Source organism: Streptomyces sp. NPDC029169 (assembly GCF_055563935.1).
In genome coordinates, this window is record NZ_JBVHXA010000006.1 from 397,798 (window position 1) to 413,536 (window position 15,739).

The window sequence follows — 15,739 nt, forward strand, 5'->3', positions numbered from 1 at the left end:
ACCTCTTGACCGGCGGGTCGGGCCGGGCTAACTTCCGGGCAACCCGAATGAAACATTTCACATTCGATGATTCCCGCGGCACCGCCTGCCGCGCCCCGCCGAGACACCACACCGGCAGACCCCTGGCACACCCATGGAGACACGCATATGACGCACTCTGAACCGGAGACCACTCCGGTGCTCGCGCTGGAGGGGGTGAGCAAGTCCTTCGGCGCCGTCCGGGCCCTGCGCGGCGTCTCGCTGCGGCTGTACGCCGGCGAGGCCCACGCCCTCGCGGGTGAGAACGGCGCGGGAAAGTCGACCCTGATCAAGACGCTCGCCGGCGTGCACCGCCCCGACACGGGCACCGTCCTGCTGGACGGCGAGCCGGTCGACTTCCACAGCCCGGCCGACTCCCGTGATGCGGGCGTCGCCGTGATCTACCAGGAGCCGACCCTCTTCCCCGACCTGTCGGTGGCGGAGAACATCTTCGTGGGACGGCAGCCGCGCCGCTCGCTCGGCCGGGTGGACCATCGCGCGGTCCGCCGCGCCGCTGCCGAGCTCTTCACGCGTCTCGGTGTCGACCTCGACCCCGACCAGCCCGCCCGCGGCCTGTCCATAGCCGACCAGCAGCTGGTCGAGATCGCCAAGGCTCTGTCGTTCGACGCCCGTGTCCTGATCATGGACGAGCCGACGGCGGCGCTCACCGGCAGCGAGGTCGCCCGCCTGTTCAAAGTCGTCAAGACGCTGCGGGAGCAGGGAGCGGCGGTGCTGTTCATCTCGCACCGCCTGGAGGAGATCTTCGAGCTCTGCCAGCGCGTCACCACCCTGCGCGACGGCACCTGGATCGCGAGCGAGCCCCTCGACGGCCTCGGGGAGGACGACCTCGTGCGCCGCATGGTGGGCCGCGACCTGGACGAGCTGTACCCCAAGCAGCAGACCGAGATCGGCGAGGTGGCCCTGAGCCTGCGCCGGCTCACCAGGGAAGGCGTCTTCACCGACGTCTCCTTCGAGGTCCGACGTGGCGAGATCGTCGGACTCGCCGGTCTGGTCGGCGCGGGCCGCAGCGAGGTGGCCCGAGCCGTGTTCGGTGTGGACCGCTTCGACGGCGGCGAGGTCGAGGTGCTCGGCACGCGGCTCAAAGCGGGCGCGCCGAGCCTGGCCATGGCGGCCGGACTCGCCCTCGTCCCCGAGGACCGGCGCGCCCAGGGCCTGGTGATGGACATGTCCATCGAGCGGAACATCGGCCTGACCGGCTTCGCCGACACCACGCGCGCCGGGCTGATGAACCGCCGGGCCGAACGCGACCGGGCCGTGGACTGGGCGGTGAAGCTCCAGGTCAAGTACGCCCGCCTGGCCGACGTCGTCGGCACGCTCTCCGGCGGCAACCAGCAGAAGGTCGTGCTCGCCAAATGGCTGGCCACCGCCCCGCAGGTACTGATCGTGGACGAACCGACCCGGGGTATCGACGTCGGCACCAAGGCCGAGGTGCACCGCCTGCTGTCCTCGCTCGCCGCCGAAGGCGTGGCGGTGCTGATGATCTCCTCCGACCTGCCGGAGATCCTCGGCATGGCCGACCGGGTCCTGGTCATGCACGAGGGACGGCTGGCCGCCGAGATACCGCGGTCCGAGGCGACCGAGGAGACCGTGATGGCGGCGGCGACCGGCCGTGCCGACCGAGGAAGGGAAGCGGCATGACGATGACCGCCGGCCCCGTGCGGCACCAGACCGCACCCGCGCCCGCCGCCTCGCGGCGACTCGTCGACAAGGTGTTCAAGGCCCGCGAACTGGCCGTGGCCGCCGTCCTCGTCCTCATGCTCGGCGCGACTCAGGTGTCCAACGCCGAGTTCCTGTCCGAGCAGGGCATCAAGGACCTGATGCTCAACGCGACCATCCTGGTCCTGGTCGCCGTCGGCCAGGCCGTCGTGGTCATCACCCGGAACGTCGACCTGTCGGTCGGCTCCGTGCTCGGCATCTCGGCCTTCGCCGCGGGCATCTACCTTCAGGACGGCGGCAACCCGCTCGTCGCCGTCCTGCTCGCCACCGCGCTCGGCGCCGTCTTCGGAGTCCTCAACGGAGCGCTCGTCAGCCTCGGCAAGGTGCCCGCCCTCGTCGTGACCCTGGGCACTCTGTACATCGTCCGCGGCATCGATTCGATCTGGGTCGGCTCCCGGCAGATCACCGCCGACGCGCTCCCACAGAGCTTCGTCGACTTCGGCCACGACGGAATCTGGGTCGTGCCCTACCTCGCCCTGCTGGCCGTAGTCGTCCTGGCCGCCGTCGCCTCCTACCTGCGCAGCTACCACAGCGGCCGCGACCTGTACGCGCTCGGCTCCAGCCCCGAGGCGGCACGCCTGGCGGGCGTCCCGGTCCGGGCGCGGATCATGACCGCGTACGTGCTCTGCGGCGCACTCGCCGGTCTCGCCGGCGCCCTCTACCTCGCGCGCTTCGGCAACGTCGACTCCGCCACCGGCAACGGCTTCGAGCTCACCGTCGTCAGCGCCGTCGTCGTCGGCGGTGTCGCCTTCACCGGCGGCTCCGGCACCGTCTACGGCGCCGCGCTGGGCGCCCTGCTGCTGACCTCCATCAACAGCGTCCTCCCGGCCCTCGGGGTGAGCTCGGTCTGGGTCACCGCGATCAACGGCTTCCTGCTGCTGTTCGCCATCGCCGTCGACCGGATCCTGGCCCTGCGGGTGGCCGCAGCCCTGCGCAAGAAGGCCGTACAGATGAGGAGTGCCCGCCATGCCTGACACCACAAAGGCCCCCGCCCTTACCCGCCTTCAGGGCGCGGTGCGCTGGGACAGCGCGGTCGGCGCCCTCCTGCTGACGCTGCTGATCTGTTCCTTCTCCTTCGTCGACAACTTCGGCAACGCGCTGAACCTGTCGTTCCTCATCGGCAACACCCTGCCGATCGCCCTGATCGCCCTGCCCATGACGATGCTCGTGGTCTCCGGTGAGGTCGACCTGTCCGTCGGCTCCACGGCAGGACTCTCGGGAGCCGTGATGGGCGCGCTGTGGAACGCCGGCATGAGCATCGAGGCGATCATCCCGCTCTGCCTCCTGCTCGGCGCCGTCTGCGGCCTGATCAACGGACTGCTCGTCACCCGGCTCGGCCTGCCGTCCCTCGCCGTCACCATCGGCACCATGGCCGCCTACCGCGGCATCGCGCAGATCGTGCTCGGCTCCGACTCCGTCACCGACTTCCCCACCCAGTACCTCGACTTCGGCGCCGGCCGGATCGGCGACACCTTCATCCCGTACGCCGCCATCCCCTTCACCGTCCTGCTCGCCATCGCCGTCGTGGTCCTGCACGCCACCCCCGTCGGACGCTCCCTGTTCGCGACCGGCGCGAGCGAGGAGGCAGCCCGGTTCGCCGGCATCCGTGTCAAGCGGCTCAAGCTGTCCATGTTCGTGACCACCGGCCTCATCTCCGCGCTCACCGGCGTCTTCTGGACCCTGCACTACGCCAGCGCCCGCTACGACAACGCCACCGGCCTCGAACTCTCCGTCATCGCCGCGGTGTTGCTCGGCGGCATCGACTTCGACGGCGGCAAGGGCACCTTGGGCGGCGCCATCGCGGGCGTGTTCCTCCTTGGCACCCTCCAGAACGTCATGAGCCTCGTGAACGTCTCCGCCCAGTCGCAGATCGTCGTCACCGGGGTCCTCCTGGTCATCTCCGTCCTCGCACCCCGCGTCGGTCGGCAGGTCGCCCAGGCCCGGGCCCGTAGGAGAACCGCGGCCGCATCCCCCGTATCGCCATCCCCCACCGCGTAGTTCCACAGAGAAGGGCACCACCATGCACGGCACCTCCGCCAGAACCCGCCGCCTGACCGCCGCGCTGGCCGTCACCGCCGCCCTCGCCGTCGGCGCCACCGCCTGCTCGGGTACGACGAAGGGCTCCGAGAGCAAGCAGGCCGGCCCGGCCGCCACCGGCAAGGCCGACCCCGACGCGGCCACCAAGAAGGGCCTCACCGTCGCCTTCCTGCCCAAGCAGGTCAACAACCCGTACTTCACCACCTCCGACAACGGCGGCAAGAAGGCCCTGGAGCAGCTCGGCTCCACGTACAAGGAGGTCGGCACCAGCAGCGGCACCGACACCGCCGGCCAGGTCTCCTACGTCAACACCCTTACCCAGCAGCAGGTCGACGGCATCGCCGTCTCCGCGCAGGACCCGGGTGCTCTGTGCACGGCCCTCAAGCAGGCCATGAAGAACGGCGTCAGCGTCGTCACCTACGACTCCGACACCCAGGCCGACTGCCGCCAGGTCTTCGTCTCCCAGGCGAGCGCCGAGGACCTCGGCCGCACCCAGGCCCAGCTGCTCGCGAAGCAGATCGGTGGCAAGGGGGAGATCGCGATCCTCTCGGCGGCCCAGACGGCCACCAACCAGAACACCTGGATCGACTTCATGAAGAAGGAGCTGGAGAAGCCCGAGTACAAGGACATCAAGCTGGTCAAGACCGTCTACGGAGACGACGACGCCCAGAAGTCGTTCCAGCAGACCCAGGGCCTGCTGCAGGAGTACCCGAACCTGAAGGGGATCATCTCGCCCACCACGGTCGGCATCAAGGCGGCCGCCCAGTACCTGTCCGGCTCCAAGTACAAGGGCAAGGTCAAGCTGACGGGCCTCGGCACCCCCAACGACATGCGCGCCTACGTCAAGGACGGCACGGTCGACGGCTTCGAACTCTGGGACCCGGCCAGGCTCGGCGCGCTCGCCGCCCACACGGCCGTCGCCCTGGAGTCCGGCCAGATCACCGGCGCGAAGGGCGAGACGTTCACGGCCGGCGACCTGGGCACCTTCACGATCGGCGACAACGGCGTGGTCTCCCTCGGCAAGCCGACCGTCTTCGACAAGTCCAACATCGACCAGTTCGACTTCTGATCCGTCAGGGGACGTCGGGGCCGCGCATCGCGAGGTGCGGCCCCTCTCCCGTACCCCCCTTCCACCTGCGAGGAGACATCGTGGAGCGCGTCTGCTTCCTTCTGAAGGTCCGGGCCGAGAAGGTCGAGGAGTACCGAATCCGTCATGAGCACGTCTGGGAGGAGATGCTGTCCGCGCTCTCGGCGACAGGCTGGCACAACTACTCTCTGTTCCTCCGGGAGGACGGTCTGCTCGTCGGATATCTGGAGACCCAGGACTTCGACAGGGCTCGTGCCGCCATGGACGCCACGGAGGTGAACGCACGCTGGCAGGCGGAGATGGCCGAGTTCTTCGAAGAGCTGGACGGGCGGGCGCCGGACGCGGCGATGCGGCCGCTCACGGAGGTCTTCCACCTCGCATGACGCCGAAGAACGACTACGTAGGATGGCGGGCCCAGCCGGGACCTCGCTCGGACGAGCAGGCAGCGGGACAGATCAGGTGGGACGGATGACGGGCACCGCACGGACAGTCGGCATCAAGGACGTTGCACGCGAGGCCGGCGTCTCTGTGGGCACGGTCTCGAACGTGATCAACCAGCCGAAGCGTGTGTCGCCGGGAACCAGGCACCATGTGCAACGCGTGATCGCACGCCTGGGCTACGTCCGCAGCGATTCCGCCAGGCAGCTCCGTGCGGGCCGGAGCCGCATCATGGCGCTGCTCGTCCTGGATATGGGCAACCCGTTCTTCGTCGACATCGCACGTGGGGCCGAGCGCACCGCCCGGGACGCCGGCCTCGGCGTCATGGTGTGCAACAGCGCCCAGAACGCGGGGGAGGAGGCCGAGTATCTCTCCCTCTTCGCCGAACAGCGCGTGCGCGGTGTGCTGATCACCCCCGCCGACCCCAGTGGCGCCAATCTGCGAGAGTTCCGCCGTCACGGCATCCCGTTCGTGCTCGTGGACCGGGTGGCCACCGACGTGGACGGCTGCTCGGTCTCCGTCGACGACGTCGCCGGCGCCTCCATGGCGATCCGTCACCTGACCACGGCCGGGCATCGGTCGGTCGCCTTCGTCAGCGGCCCGTCCCACCTCCAGCAGGTACGGGACCGGCGCGAGGGCGCCCTGCTCGCCCTCGCCGAGGCCGGCCTGCCCGCCGAGGCGCTCCGGGAGATCCCTGCCGGACGTCTCGACGTCGCCGCCGGACGTGACGCGGGTGCCAGACTCCTCGGCCTGGCCGAGCGGCCCACCGCCGTGTTCTGCGCCAATGACCTGTTGGCCCTCGGTGTGCTCCAGTCCATGTACGCGGCGGGCGTCCGGGTCCCCGAGGACATGGCGATCGTCGGCTACGACGACATCGAGTTCGCGGCGGCGGCCACCGTCCCGCTCACCTCGGTGCGCCAGCCCGCCGTCACCATCGGGTCGATCGCTGCCGACATGCTCCTCCGGGAGACCGACGAGCACGCGCGCGATCACGAACACGAGCACGTCATCCTCCAGCCGGAGCTGGTGGTGCGTCAGTCGAGTCTCGCGCCGAAGTAGGCGGGGGTGCGCGAACCCGTCCCCCGGCCGTTCAGCCCTGCTGCTGGTTGATGTTGACGAGCCAGGTGATGCCGAACCGGTCCCTGCACATGCCGAACACGTCGCCCCACATCTGCTTCTCCAGAGGGACCAGGACCGTGCCGCTGCCGGAGAGCTTGTCCCAGTAGCCGCGCAGTTCGTCGGCGTCCTCGCCGCTCACGCTCACCGCGATGTTGTTCCCGGGCTTGTGCTCCTCACCCGGCGGGGTGTCGGCGCCCATGAGGGTGAACCCGGCGGTGGTCTTGAGCATGCTGTGCATGATCTTGTCTGCGGCGTCTCCGGCCTCCTTCGCACCGAAGTCGCCGTACGTGTCCACGCTCAGATCGCCGCCGAAGACCTCCCGGTAGAACTCCATGGCCTGCCGGGCATCGCCGTCGAAGCTGATGTAGGGGTTGAGCAGAGAGGGCACGACCTCGTCCTTTCGTGGTGATGTGTCCAGCTTTGGCAGATTAGGTGATGCGCAGCCGACGATCGCCGCGACGCCCCGGCCGAGGGTGGCCCGGGGCATTCAGCCCGTTTTCAGCCGGCCGGGACCACAATCGAGGTATGCGGGTTCTGGTCGTCGACGACGAGCGGCGCTTCTGCGAAGGGCTGCGCAACGGCCTGGAGGCGGAGGGCTTCGCCGTCGACGTGGCGTACGACGGGACCGACGGCCTGTGGCGGGCCCGGGAGAACCCGTACGACGCCATCGTGCTCGACATCATGCTGCCCGGGCTCAACGGCTACCGGGTCTGCGCGGCGCTGCGCGCCGAGGGCAACTGGACGCCGATCCTCATGCTCACCGCCAAGGAGGGCGAGTGGGACGAGGTCGAGGGCCTGGACACCGGCGCGGACGACTACCTCACCAAGCCCTTCTCGTACGCCGTGCTCCTCGCCCGGCTCCGTGCGCTGCTGCGCCGCGAGCCGCGCGAGCGGCCCGCCGCGCTCACCGCGGGGGATCTGCGCCTCGACCCGGCGACCAAGGAGGTCGTACGCGGCGGGGTACGGGTCGAGCTCACCGCCCGCGAGCTGGCCCTGCTCGAGTTCCTGCTGCGACGGCGCGGCGAGACGGTCTCCAAACGCGACATCCTGGCGCATGTCTGGGACGACGCCTTCGAAGGCGACCCGAACATCGTCGAGGTGTACGTCGGCCATCTGCGCAACAAACTCGACCGGCCCTTCGGGCGGGCGTCGATCGAGACCGTACGGGGCTTCGGCTACCGGCTGGCCGGCGACGGCGGGTGACCGATGGCGGCCAAGGGTGTCCGGTTCCGGTCGACGCTGGCGGCCGTCCTCGTCGTCGCGGTCGGTCTGGTCGCCGGGGCGGTGGCCCTGGTCGCCCTCCTGCGGGCCGAACTGACCGACGACGTACGGCAGGCGGCACGGGCGCGCGCCGAGCAGGTGGCGGCCGTGGTCGAGGCGGGGCGCGGGGTGCCGGCGCTGACCGTGGCCGATCCGGACGAGCAGTTCGTGCAGGTCCTGGACGGCGCGGGCAGGGTGGTCGCCGCCAGCCCCAACATCGAGGACCTGCCCGCGCTCGCCCCCGCCGGCCGGGACGGCGAGTCGCGTCTCCTCACCCCGCTGGACGAGGACGAGTTCCTGGTGGTGACGGCCGTGGCGGCGGCCCCCGGGGGCGCGGAGCAGACGGTGGTGGTCGGGCGGGCGCTCGTCGCCGTCGCGGAGGCGAGCCGGATCGTCACCGTGCTCCTCGCGGCCGGCCTGCCGCTGCTTCTGCTGCTGACCGCGGGGGCGACCTGGGTGGCCGTGGGCCGCGCGCTCGCTCCGGTCGCGGCGATCCGCTCCGAGGTCGACGCGATCTCCTCGACCGCCCTGCACCGCCGCGTACCGCAGCCGGACTCCCGCGACGAGATCGCCCGCCTCGCCGCCACCATGAACCGGATGCTCGACCGCCTCGAACGCGCGCAGTCCGCCCAGCGGCGCTTCGTCTCCGACGCCTCGCACGAGCTGCGCTCCCCTGTGGCCACCATCCGCCAGTACGCCGAACTCGCGCTCGCCCACCCGGACCGCGCGCCGCTGGAGAAGCTGGCGGGCACCGTGCTCGCCGAGGATCTGAGGATGCAGCGGCTCGTCGACGACCTGCTTCTCCTCGCACGGGCCGACGAGGACGCGCTGCACCCGCACCCCGCGCCCGTGGACCTGGACGATCTGGTCCTCGACGAGGCCCGGCGGCTGCGCACGGAGGCGCCCGGGCTGCGGATCGGCACGGCCGCGGTGACTCCCGTACGGCTGGAGGCCGACGCCCAGGCCCTGCGGCGGGTGCTGCGCAATCTCGGCGAGAACGCGGCCCGGCACGCCCGCTCCCGCATCGCGTTCGACCTCGCGCGCACGGCCGACGGCGCGATCGTGCTCGGGGTGGAGGACGACGGGCCGGGGGTGCCGGAGGCCGACCGCGAGCGGGTCTTCGAGCGCTTCGTACGGCTCGAGGAGGCGCGCGCCCGGACCGGCGAGGAGGCGGGCGGGAGCGGCCTCGGCCTCGCGATCGTGGCCGAGCTGGTGGCGGCGCACGGGGGTACGGCGGTGGTGACCACCAGTCCCGGGCTCGGCGGGGCGCGGTTCGAGGTACGGCTTCCCTGAACGGGAGTTCAGGGTGGTTCAGGGTCTCTTCAGGGCCGGGGTGCCAGCGTGAGGGGTACGAGCCCGAAGGAGACGGTCATGAAGAGGAACCTGGCGGCCGCGCTGACCGTGACGCTGGTGGCGGGCCTCGGCGCGTGCACGGCGGGGGCGTCGCCCGGCGCCACCGGCAGTACCACCGCCGACGACTGCGTACGGATCGTGGACCCGGCCACGGGCAGGAACACGGACCGCTGCCTTCCGCTCGCACCCGAGAAGGACCGGGTCGACACGGCCAGGCCCGTCTTCACCCACCCCACACGCATCACCAACCCCCTCCATCCCAGCTCCGAGGTCCAGCAGGTGATCTACGGCGGCCAGGTGGACGGCAAGCCGTTCCGGACCGAGTTCTCACTCCTGCCCGACGACGGCAGGACGATCACCCTGAGCGACGGCCGGCAGGTGGCAGTGCGGACGCTGCAGTACGCGGCGTTCTCGGACGGCCGGATCAAGGAGGTCGCGCTCGACTGGTTCGCGCAGGCCGACGACGGTTCGGTCTGGTACCTCGGCGAGGACGTCTTCAACTACGAGGACGGCGTCGTCGCCGACACCGAGGGCACCTGGATGGCGGGCCGGGACGGCGCCCCGGCCGCGATGATCATGCCCGCGCATCCGAGGCCCGGCGACGTGTACCGCCCCGAGAACCTGCCCGGGGTCGTCTTCGAGGAGGTCACGGTCAAGGCCGTGCCGCACACGGTGGCCGGCCCCTACGGGCCGGTCGACGGCGCCATGACGGTGAGCGAACTCCACATGGACGGCACCCGTGAAGAGAAGGTCTTCGCCCCGGGGTACGGGGAGTTCTCGACGGGCAGCCCGGGCGGTGACCTGGAAGCGGTGTCCCTGGCCGTCCCCACTGACGCCACGCCGGGCCCGGTGCCGAAGCGGCTCACCGCGCTCTCGGACGCGGTCTGCACGGGCGCGGTGTCGGCGTCCGAGCGGTCGGTGCGGAACATCGGCGCGGCCTGGGACGCGTACCGCACCTCCGACCGCGTACCCGAGCTGCTGACCCGTCAGATGGACCGCGACCTCGACGCACTCGCCGGAGCCGTGAAGGCCCGCGACGCCGAGCTGACGCGCGGGGCGCTCCTGCGGGTCGCCCAGAACGAGCTCGACCTGCACCTGCGCTACGAGCCGGTGGCGGCGGTCGAGTCGGCCAGGATGGGCCTGTGGGCCCGCCAGTTGGCCGCCGACGCACGGGCCGCCGACGAGGGCGCGGTCGCGGGTGACGTGACCGCCCTCGAACTCACCTGGTCTCGCGCCCGTTCGGGCACGGCCGCGGCGGACGCCGAGCGCGTCGACACCGTCCTGCGGACGCTGCGCGCCACTGCCGACCGCCAGGACACCCGGTTCGCCGCACGGACGGCGCCGGAGCTGCTCGCGGCGCTTCGGGCGGCGGCGGATGTCAGGACTGGCTGTTGAGGAAGCCGATGACGGTCGCCCCCCACCAGCCGGTCTGGCTGACCGTCGCGGCCACCCCCGACTGGACGAGGAGGCGCCGTGGCACCTGCCCGTCCTCGTGCCGCTCCAGGCGCTGGCCGAGCCAGTGTGCGTACAGGCCGTTCACGGTGACGGCGAGCACGAGACCGAGCTTGACCAGGGTGGCGGGCGACTGGAGGTTCGGGCGGAGGAAGAGGCCGGTGACGACGAGGCCGGCGAGGCCGAGCCAGATGGGGACCTGCAGGGTGCAGGCGGTGCCGAGGATGTCGGACAGCCGACGGCGGCCGAGGAGCCACAGGATGGCGAACCAGTCGACGGCGAGGACGGCTCCGAGGCCCACGATCAGCGCCGCCACGTGGAAGAAGCGGGCGGCGGTCTGCACCGTGGCGTCGGCGTGCACATGGCCGGACATCCAGCACGCACCGGAGATGAACGTGGAGCTCACCACGCCCAGCACGGCGAGCAGCCACACAGGGGTGGGGCGTACCGCCCGCTTCGGTCCCGGCCGCAGGGCCGGGACCGAAGCGGTGGAAGCCCCGTCGGTGACGAGTTCCATGGATCAGCCCTCGGTCTTGAGAGCCACGTCGGAGAAGGTCACGGTGACGGGCGCGCTCAGCGGCGGCTTCTCGTCGCTCTCACCGTGGCGCAGGAACGTCGGGGGCTGCAGCGTGGCACGCAGCGTGTACGTGCCGGCCTTGGGGATCGAGAAGTTGTTGGCGTAGTGGAAGAACGTGGAGTGGTAGAAGTTCAGGTCCTGGGCCTGGACGACCTTGCCGGAGCCGTCGACGACCTCCAGCCTGACCGGCACGTCGGGGACGATCCGGCCGGTCGCGGCCTCCATCGGGATGATCTCGATGTGGTGCGTCTCGCCCTTGGCGGGTTCGCGGTTGACGAGCTTGCCGTGCGCGCCGTGCTCGCTCTGGAACCAGGGTTCGGCCGCCTCGACGATGTACCCGACGCGGTACTCGCCGGCCGTCGTGTGTCCGCCGCGCTCGGCGATCTCCTTCTCGAGCACCGTGTACTGCTCCACCACACCGGCGGGCACGCCCTTCTGAGCGGGCGCCTTGCCGGAGGCGTCCCCTCCGGTGCCGCCGCAGGCGGTCAGGAGGAGCCCGACGGGGAGGGCGAGGAGCAGGGGGCGCAGGGCAGGTCTTGGCATGGCTGATTTCTTCCCGTTCGAGGTTAGGTAAGCCATACCTAAGTGGTTCCTGTGTGTCCGCGTCAAGCTGTCTCGCCATGCGGGCACGACTACGTTCTGGAGGGGCTGACGTGGGGGTTTCCGATAGGGAAGAAGGTTGAATAATTCGGCCGTGGTCGCGTCTCTCGCTGATCTTCACAGGCGATATTCAGCCATGCGGCATCGGGCTCGGTTCGGGTCAGGTCGCCCGGTGCTGCGCCGACAGCTTCCGGGTCAGGCGGTCCGTCAACTTGGCGTAACCGATGCCGAAGAGGACGGCCGTGACGAGCGACAGGGGCTCCGAGACGTTGTCCAGGATCGGGTAGATCTGCCAGTGCGTCAGGTAGATGGAGAGCGAACAGGCGGCGAGGAGTCCCGCCACCTGGTTCACGCGGTGGTGGCTCGGCAGCGTGGGGAACCACACGAGCAGGACGAAGCCGATGAGGACGAACGCCTCGCGCCCGGGTTCGTCCGGGAAGAAGCCGGGGACCGTGGTGAGCGCGGCGAGCGTGACGAGCAGTCGGCGGGGCGTCGTGCGGGCCCTCGCGGCGGCCCAGCCGAGGGCGAACAGCCAGAAGACGGTGACCGCGTCGGTGATGTGGGCGCGATCGGGAAGGCCGACCAGTTCGTAGCGGGTGAGCAGGCCGAGCCCGACGAGCGCGAGCGGGAGACCGTACGGGAAGCGTCGTTCCGCCCGGTCGACCGTGGGCAGGGCCAGCAGCGCGAGGACGGCCAGCAGGATGTAGACGAGTGCCTCCACGAACCACAGGTGGAGCCCGGGTCCCATGTCCTGCGGGAAGAGGGCGTTGTGCAGCAGGAGGAGGTTGGTCAGGTCGTAGTCGGCGCCGATCAGGATCGCGAGCGCGGTCCAGGCCATGCACGGCAGCGCGATGCGCGCGATGCTCCGCCCCGTACGACGGACGCGTTCGCGGCGCTCGGCCGAGGTGAGGAGGAAGCGGGCGAAGTTGAAACCGGCCACCGCGAGCAGCAGATGCGCACCGCCCCGGATCTCGAAGAGCCGTACGTGCGAGCCGACGATGCACACGATCGCCACCGCGCGCAGGGCGACGCTGGTCTCCAGGGCCCGGAGGCGTGAGGGGGACTTCCTGGCGGGCGCGCGGAGTTCGCGGATCGGCGTGGTGTGCCAGCTCGCGGGCAGCTGACCGAGGCGCTGTTCGAGCTGGAGCGACATCTCGACGTACGACAGGGAGTCGCCGCCGAGCGAGACGAAGGAGCTGTCCGGCGTCACGTCCGGCCGGTCCAGGATCCGTGCGTAGAGCGCGCACAGGTCGTCCGCGTCCGCACCGTCGCCGTCGACGCACGGCAGTGGGTCGGCCGGGCGGTTCAGCGCGCGGACCGCCTGGTGGTCGGGCTTGCCCGTGGGCAGGCGGGGGAGTTCGTCGACGACGTGGACGTGGATCGCGCGGGCGGGGAGGCCGCACTCGTCCACCACGCGTCTTCGGATGCGCCGTTCGTCCCAGCCGGGCCTGCGCACGACGGCGAGGGTGAGTCCCTCGTCGTCGCCCGCGCAGAGGGCGTCGAGGCCGTGCCGTTCGAGCATGGCCTCGACCTGCTGGGGGTCGATGCGCAGCCCGAGGATCTTCACGAAGCGGCTGCGCCGGCCGACGATCTCGTACAGGCCCTCCTCGGTGCGCCGGGCGAGGTCGCCGGTGCGCAGCGCGTCGATCGTGCGGCCGAGGGCGAGGTCCTCGGGGGTGTGGGCGTAGCCGAGCATGACGTTCGGGCCCGTGTAGACGAGTTCACCGACGCCGTCGGCCTCGGGCGCCTCCTCGACCGGCTCCAGGGAGAACGAGCCGCCGGGGACCGGCACGCCGATCGCCGCGGGGTGAGCCCGGGTCAGCGAGGGCGGCAGGTAGGCCATCCGGGCGGTCGCCTCCGTCTGGCCGTACATGACGAAGAGGTCCCAGCCGCGCCGCGTACCCAGTTCGGCGTAGCGTGCGACCCGTTCGGGCGCGAGGCGGCCGCCGGCCTGGGTGACGTACCGCAGATGCGGCAGGTCCATCGTGTCGAAGCCGACCCGGTCGAGCAGGTCGAAGGTGTACGGGACGCCGGCGAGGGCCGTGCCGCAGGCCGCGCGGAAGAGGTCCCAGAAGCACGCGTCGGCCACCGACAGGCCGGTGAGGACGAGCCCGGCGCCGCGCAACAGGTGGCTGTGGATCACGGACAGGCCGTAGCAGTAGTGCATGGGCAGCGTCGTCGCCGCCCGGTCGGTGTCGCGGATCCCGAGGTACGTCGCGATCGACTCCGCGTTCGCCTGGAGGTTGTCGTACGAGAGCCGGACGAGCTTGGGGGAGCCGGTGGAGCCGGAGGTGGAGAGCAGTAGCGCGAGGTCGGGGTGGAGGGTGTGGGCGGAGACGGCCCTGCGCTCCTCCAGACGCCACTCGCCGGGGCCGGGGCGGACCACGACGTCGGGGTCGTAGGCGGCGGTCAGGGACTCCACCGCCTCGGGGTGGTCGCCGGGCACGAGCAGCACCGGATGGCCGGCCGAGAGCGCGGCCAGATGGACGACGAGCGCGTCGACGGTGTTGGCGCCGGGGAGCAGAATCAGCCGGCGCACCGGGCCGAGGCGCCGTGCCGTCTCCTCGACCCGTCCGGCCAGTTCGCGGTACGAGATCTCGCCGTCGGCCGTCAGGAGAGCGGAGCGGTCGCCGTGCAGCGCGAGATCGCGGGCGAGCGGCAGGGCGTGGCCGCCGACGGGCGGGGCAGGGAGGAGCGTCACGGGCGCATCGTAGGTAAGGCTTTCCTTATCGAATAGAGGGGGAGGGGGTCCCGGATGCCCATTCGACGCCGGGTCGTTATCAAAGCCTGACTTGACCCTTAGGTTAGCTTTACCTTATCAATGCCCTATTCACAGGTTCTCCCGGTAGATCACGGCAGGAAGGCTCCACCTCTATGCGCCGCCCCTTGGCCCGCACCCTCACCGCGTTCGCCGCGGCCGCCCTGCTCCTTCCGCTGGCGGGCTGCGGCAGTGACGAGCCCGCCGGGCTCGTCATCTACTCCGGCCGCAACGAGAACCTCGTGAAGCCGCTCATCGAGAAGCTCGAGAAGCACCTCGGCACCAACGTCGACGTCCGCTACGGCGACAGCGCCGAGCTCTCCGCGCAGCTCCTCGAGGAGGGCGACAAGACCGAGGCCGGTCTCTTCCTCTCCCAGGACGCCGGCGCTCTCGGCGCGCTCTCCAAGGAGCAGCGCCTCACCCCGCTCCCCCAGGCCACCCTCGACAAGGTCGAGCCGGCCTATCGCAGTTCGGCCGGCGACTGGACCGGCGTCAGCGGCCGCGTCCGCGTCCTCGGGTACGACCCCCGCCAGGTGCCCACGCCGCCGGACAGCGTCCACGAGCTCGTGAAGCCCGAGTGGAAGGGCAAGATCGGCTTCGTGCCGACCAACGCCTCCTTCCAGGCCTTCGTCACCGGCATGCGCGTCCTGGAGGGCGACGACGCCACCCGCACCTGGCTCAAGGGCCTCAAGGCCAACGAACCCAAGGCGTACGAGAACAACCTCAAGGTCCTCGAGGCCGTCGACCAGGGCGAGGTCGCCCTCGGCCTGCTCAACCACTACTACTGGTACGAGCAGGTGGCCGAGAAGGGCGCCGACCAGGTCAAGGCCAAGATCCACTACCTGCCCAAGGGCGACCCGGGCGGCCTCGTCAACGTCGCCGGCGTCGGCATCCTCAAGGGCGCCGACGACAAGCAGGCCGCGTACGCGCAGAAGGCCGTCGACTTCCTCCTCTCGGCCGAGTCCCAGACCTACTTCGCCGAGGAGACCAAGGAGTACCCGCTGGCCGCCGGTGTGAAGACCGCTGAGGGTGTGCCCGCCCTCGAGACCCTCCAGCCGCCGAAGATCGACCTCGGCAAGCTGGAGTCCCTGAAGGAGACCCTGGCCATGCTCCAGGAAGCCGGACTGGTCTGACGTGACGTCACCGGAGCCTTCCGCCCCGGCCCGTCGCGACCGCCGCCCGGCGGGTGCCCCCGCACCCGCCGGGCGGCGGCGCGTCGGGTTCCGGGAGTTCTGGGGGCTGAGCGTGCCCGCCTTGTTCCCGGACGCCCCCTTCGGCCTGTCGCTCCGGTATCTTGCCGCTC

At 70.9% G+C, this 15,739-nt stretch carries 14 protein-coding genes; 10 read left to right on the top strand and 4 right to left on the bottom strand.

Annotation, left to right across the window (positions count from 1 at the left end; genetic code table 11):
- Positions 1 to 147 precede the first annotated feature (147 nt).
- The 6 genes from ACZ4VI_RS14980 to ACZ4VI_RS15005 all read left to right on the top strand — a co-directional run bounded on the left by ACZ4VI_RS14980 (position 148) and on the right by ACZ4VI_RS15005 (position 6,376).
- A complete protein-coding gene (locus ACZ4VI_RS14980) occupies positions 148 to 1,677 on the top strand; it encodes a sugar ABC transporter ATP-binding protein (RefSeq protein ID WP_467999626.1) in 1,530 nt (509 codons plus the stop codon).
- Positions 1,674 to 2,729 (top strand): ABC transporter permease, encoded by a 1,056-nt coding sequence (locus ACZ4VI_RS14985; RefSeq protein WP_467999627.1) that lies wholly within the window; start codon positions 1,674 to 1,676, stop codon positions 2,727 to 2,729. Before ACZ4VI_RS14980 ends, ACZ4VI_RS14985 begins: the two co-directional genes overlap by 4 nt.
- Positions 2,722 to 3,753 (top strand): ABC transporter permease, encoded by a 1,032-nt coding sequence (locus ACZ4VI_RS14990; protein ID WP_467999628.1) that lies wholly within the window; start codon positions 2,722 to 2,724, stop codon positions 3,751 to 3,753. The genes ACZ4VI_RS14985 and ACZ4VI_RS14990 overlap by 8 nt, the downstream gene beginning before the upstream one ends.
- A gap of 22 nt (positions 3,754 to 3,775) precedes the next feature.
- Positions 3,776 to 4,861, top strand: a complete 1,086-nt coding sequence (gene rhaS, locus ACZ4VI_RS14995) for a rhamnose ABC transporter substrate-binding protein (RefSeq protein WP_467999629.1) — start codon at positions 3,776 to 3,778, stop codon at positions 4,859 to 4,861.
- 80 nt (positions 4,862 to 4,941) lie between these two features.
- Positions 4,942 to 5,262 carry an L-rhamnose mutarotase gene (locus ACZ4VI_RS15000; protein WP_467999630.1) on the top strand — a complete coding sequence of 107 codons (321 nt, stop codon included), beginning with the start codon at positions 4,942 to 4,944 and terminating at the stop codon, positions 5,260 to 5,262.
- A gap of 85 nt (positions 5,263 to 5,347) precedes the next feature.
- Positions 5,348 to 6,376 (top strand): LacI family DNA-binding transcriptional regulator, encoded by a 1,029-nt coding sequence (locus ACZ4VI_RS15005; protein WP_467999631.1) that lies wholly within the window; start codon positions 5,348 to 5,350, stop codon positions 6,374 to 6,376.
- Between the two features lie 31 nt (positions 6,377 to 6,407).
- On the opposite strand, the gene ACZ4VI_RS15010 is transcribed toward ACZ4VI_RS15005, so the two are convergent.
- Complete coding sequence (locus tag ACZ4VI_RS15010) at positions 6,408 to 6,824, bottom strand: VOC family protein (protein ID WP_467999632.1); 417 nt, start codon at positions 6,822 to 6,824, stop codon at positions 6,408 to 6,410.
- 137 nt (positions 6,825 to 6,961) lie between these two features.
- On the opposite strand from ACZ4VI_RS15010, the gene ACZ4VI_RS15015 reads away from it, so the two are divergent.
- The 3 genes from ACZ4VI_RS15015 to ACZ4VI_RS15025 all read left to right on the top strand — a co-directional run bounded on the left by ACZ4VI_RS15015 (position 6,962) and on the right by ACZ4VI_RS15025 (position 10,444).
- Positions 6,962 to 7,639: a response regulator transcription factor gene (locus ACZ4VI_RS15015; protein ID WP_467999633.1), complete on the top strand. Its 678-nt coding sequence runs from the start codon at positions 6,962 to 6,964 to the stop codon at positions 7,637 to 7,639.
- A 3-nt stretch (positions 7,640 to 7,642) separates the two neighbouring features.
- Positions 7,643 to 8,989, top strand: coding sequence for a sensor histidine kinase (locus ACZ4VI_RS15020; RefSeq protein ID WP_467999634.1), 1,347 nt, complete (start codon positions 7,643 to 7,645; stop codon positions 8,987 to 8,989).
- Positions 8,990 to 9,067: 78 nt separating this feature from the next.
- A complete protein-coding gene (locus tag ACZ4VI_RS15025) occupies positions 9,068 to 10,444 on the top strand; it encodes a hypothetical protein (protein ID WP_467999635.1) in 1,377 nt (458 codons plus the stop codon).
- On the opposite strand, the gene ACZ4VI_RS15030 is transcribed toward ACZ4VI_RS15025, so the two are convergent.
- The 3 genes from ACZ4VI_RS15030 to ACZ4VI_RS15040 all read right to left on the bottom strand — a co-directional run bounded on the left by ACZ4VI_RS15030 (position 10,428) and on the right by ACZ4VI_RS15040 (position 14,379).
- Positions 10,428 to 11,018: a hypothetical protein gene (locus tag ACZ4VI_RS15030; RefSeq protein ID WP_467999636.1), complete on the bottom strand. Its 591-nt coding sequence runs from the start codon at positions 11,016 to 11,018 to the stop codon at positions 10,428 to 10,430. The genes ACZ4VI_RS15025 and ACZ4VI_RS15030 overlap by 17 nt on opposite strands.
- Before the next feature lie 3 nt (positions 11,019 to 11,021).
- Positions 11,022 to 11,621 (bottom strand): iron transporter, encoded by a 600-nt coding sequence (locus ACZ4VI_RS15035; protein WP_467999637.1) that lies wholly within the window; start codon positions 11,619 to 11,621, stop codon positions 11,022 to 11,024.
- A 217-nt stretch (positions 11,622 to 11,838) separates the two neighbouring features.
- The gene (locus ACZ4VI_RS15040; RefSeq protein ID WP_467999638.1) at positions 11,839 to 14,379 is read right to left on the bottom strand and encodes an AMP-binding protein; all 2,541 of its coding nucleotides are present in this window, start codon (positions 14,377 to 14,379) and stop codon (positions 11,839 to 11,841) included.
- Positions 14,380 to 14,552: 173 nt separating this feature from the next.
- On the opposite strand from ACZ4VI_RS15040, the gene ACZ4VI_RS15045 reads away from it, so the two are divergent.
- On the top strand, positions 14,553 to 15,569 hold the full coding sequence (locus ACZ4VI_RS15045) for an iron ABC transporter substrate-binding protein (protein WP_467999639.1): 1,017 nt from the start codon (positions 14,553 to 14,555) through the stop codon (positions 15,567 to 15,569).
- Positions 15,570 to 15,739 lie beyond the last annotated feature (170 nt).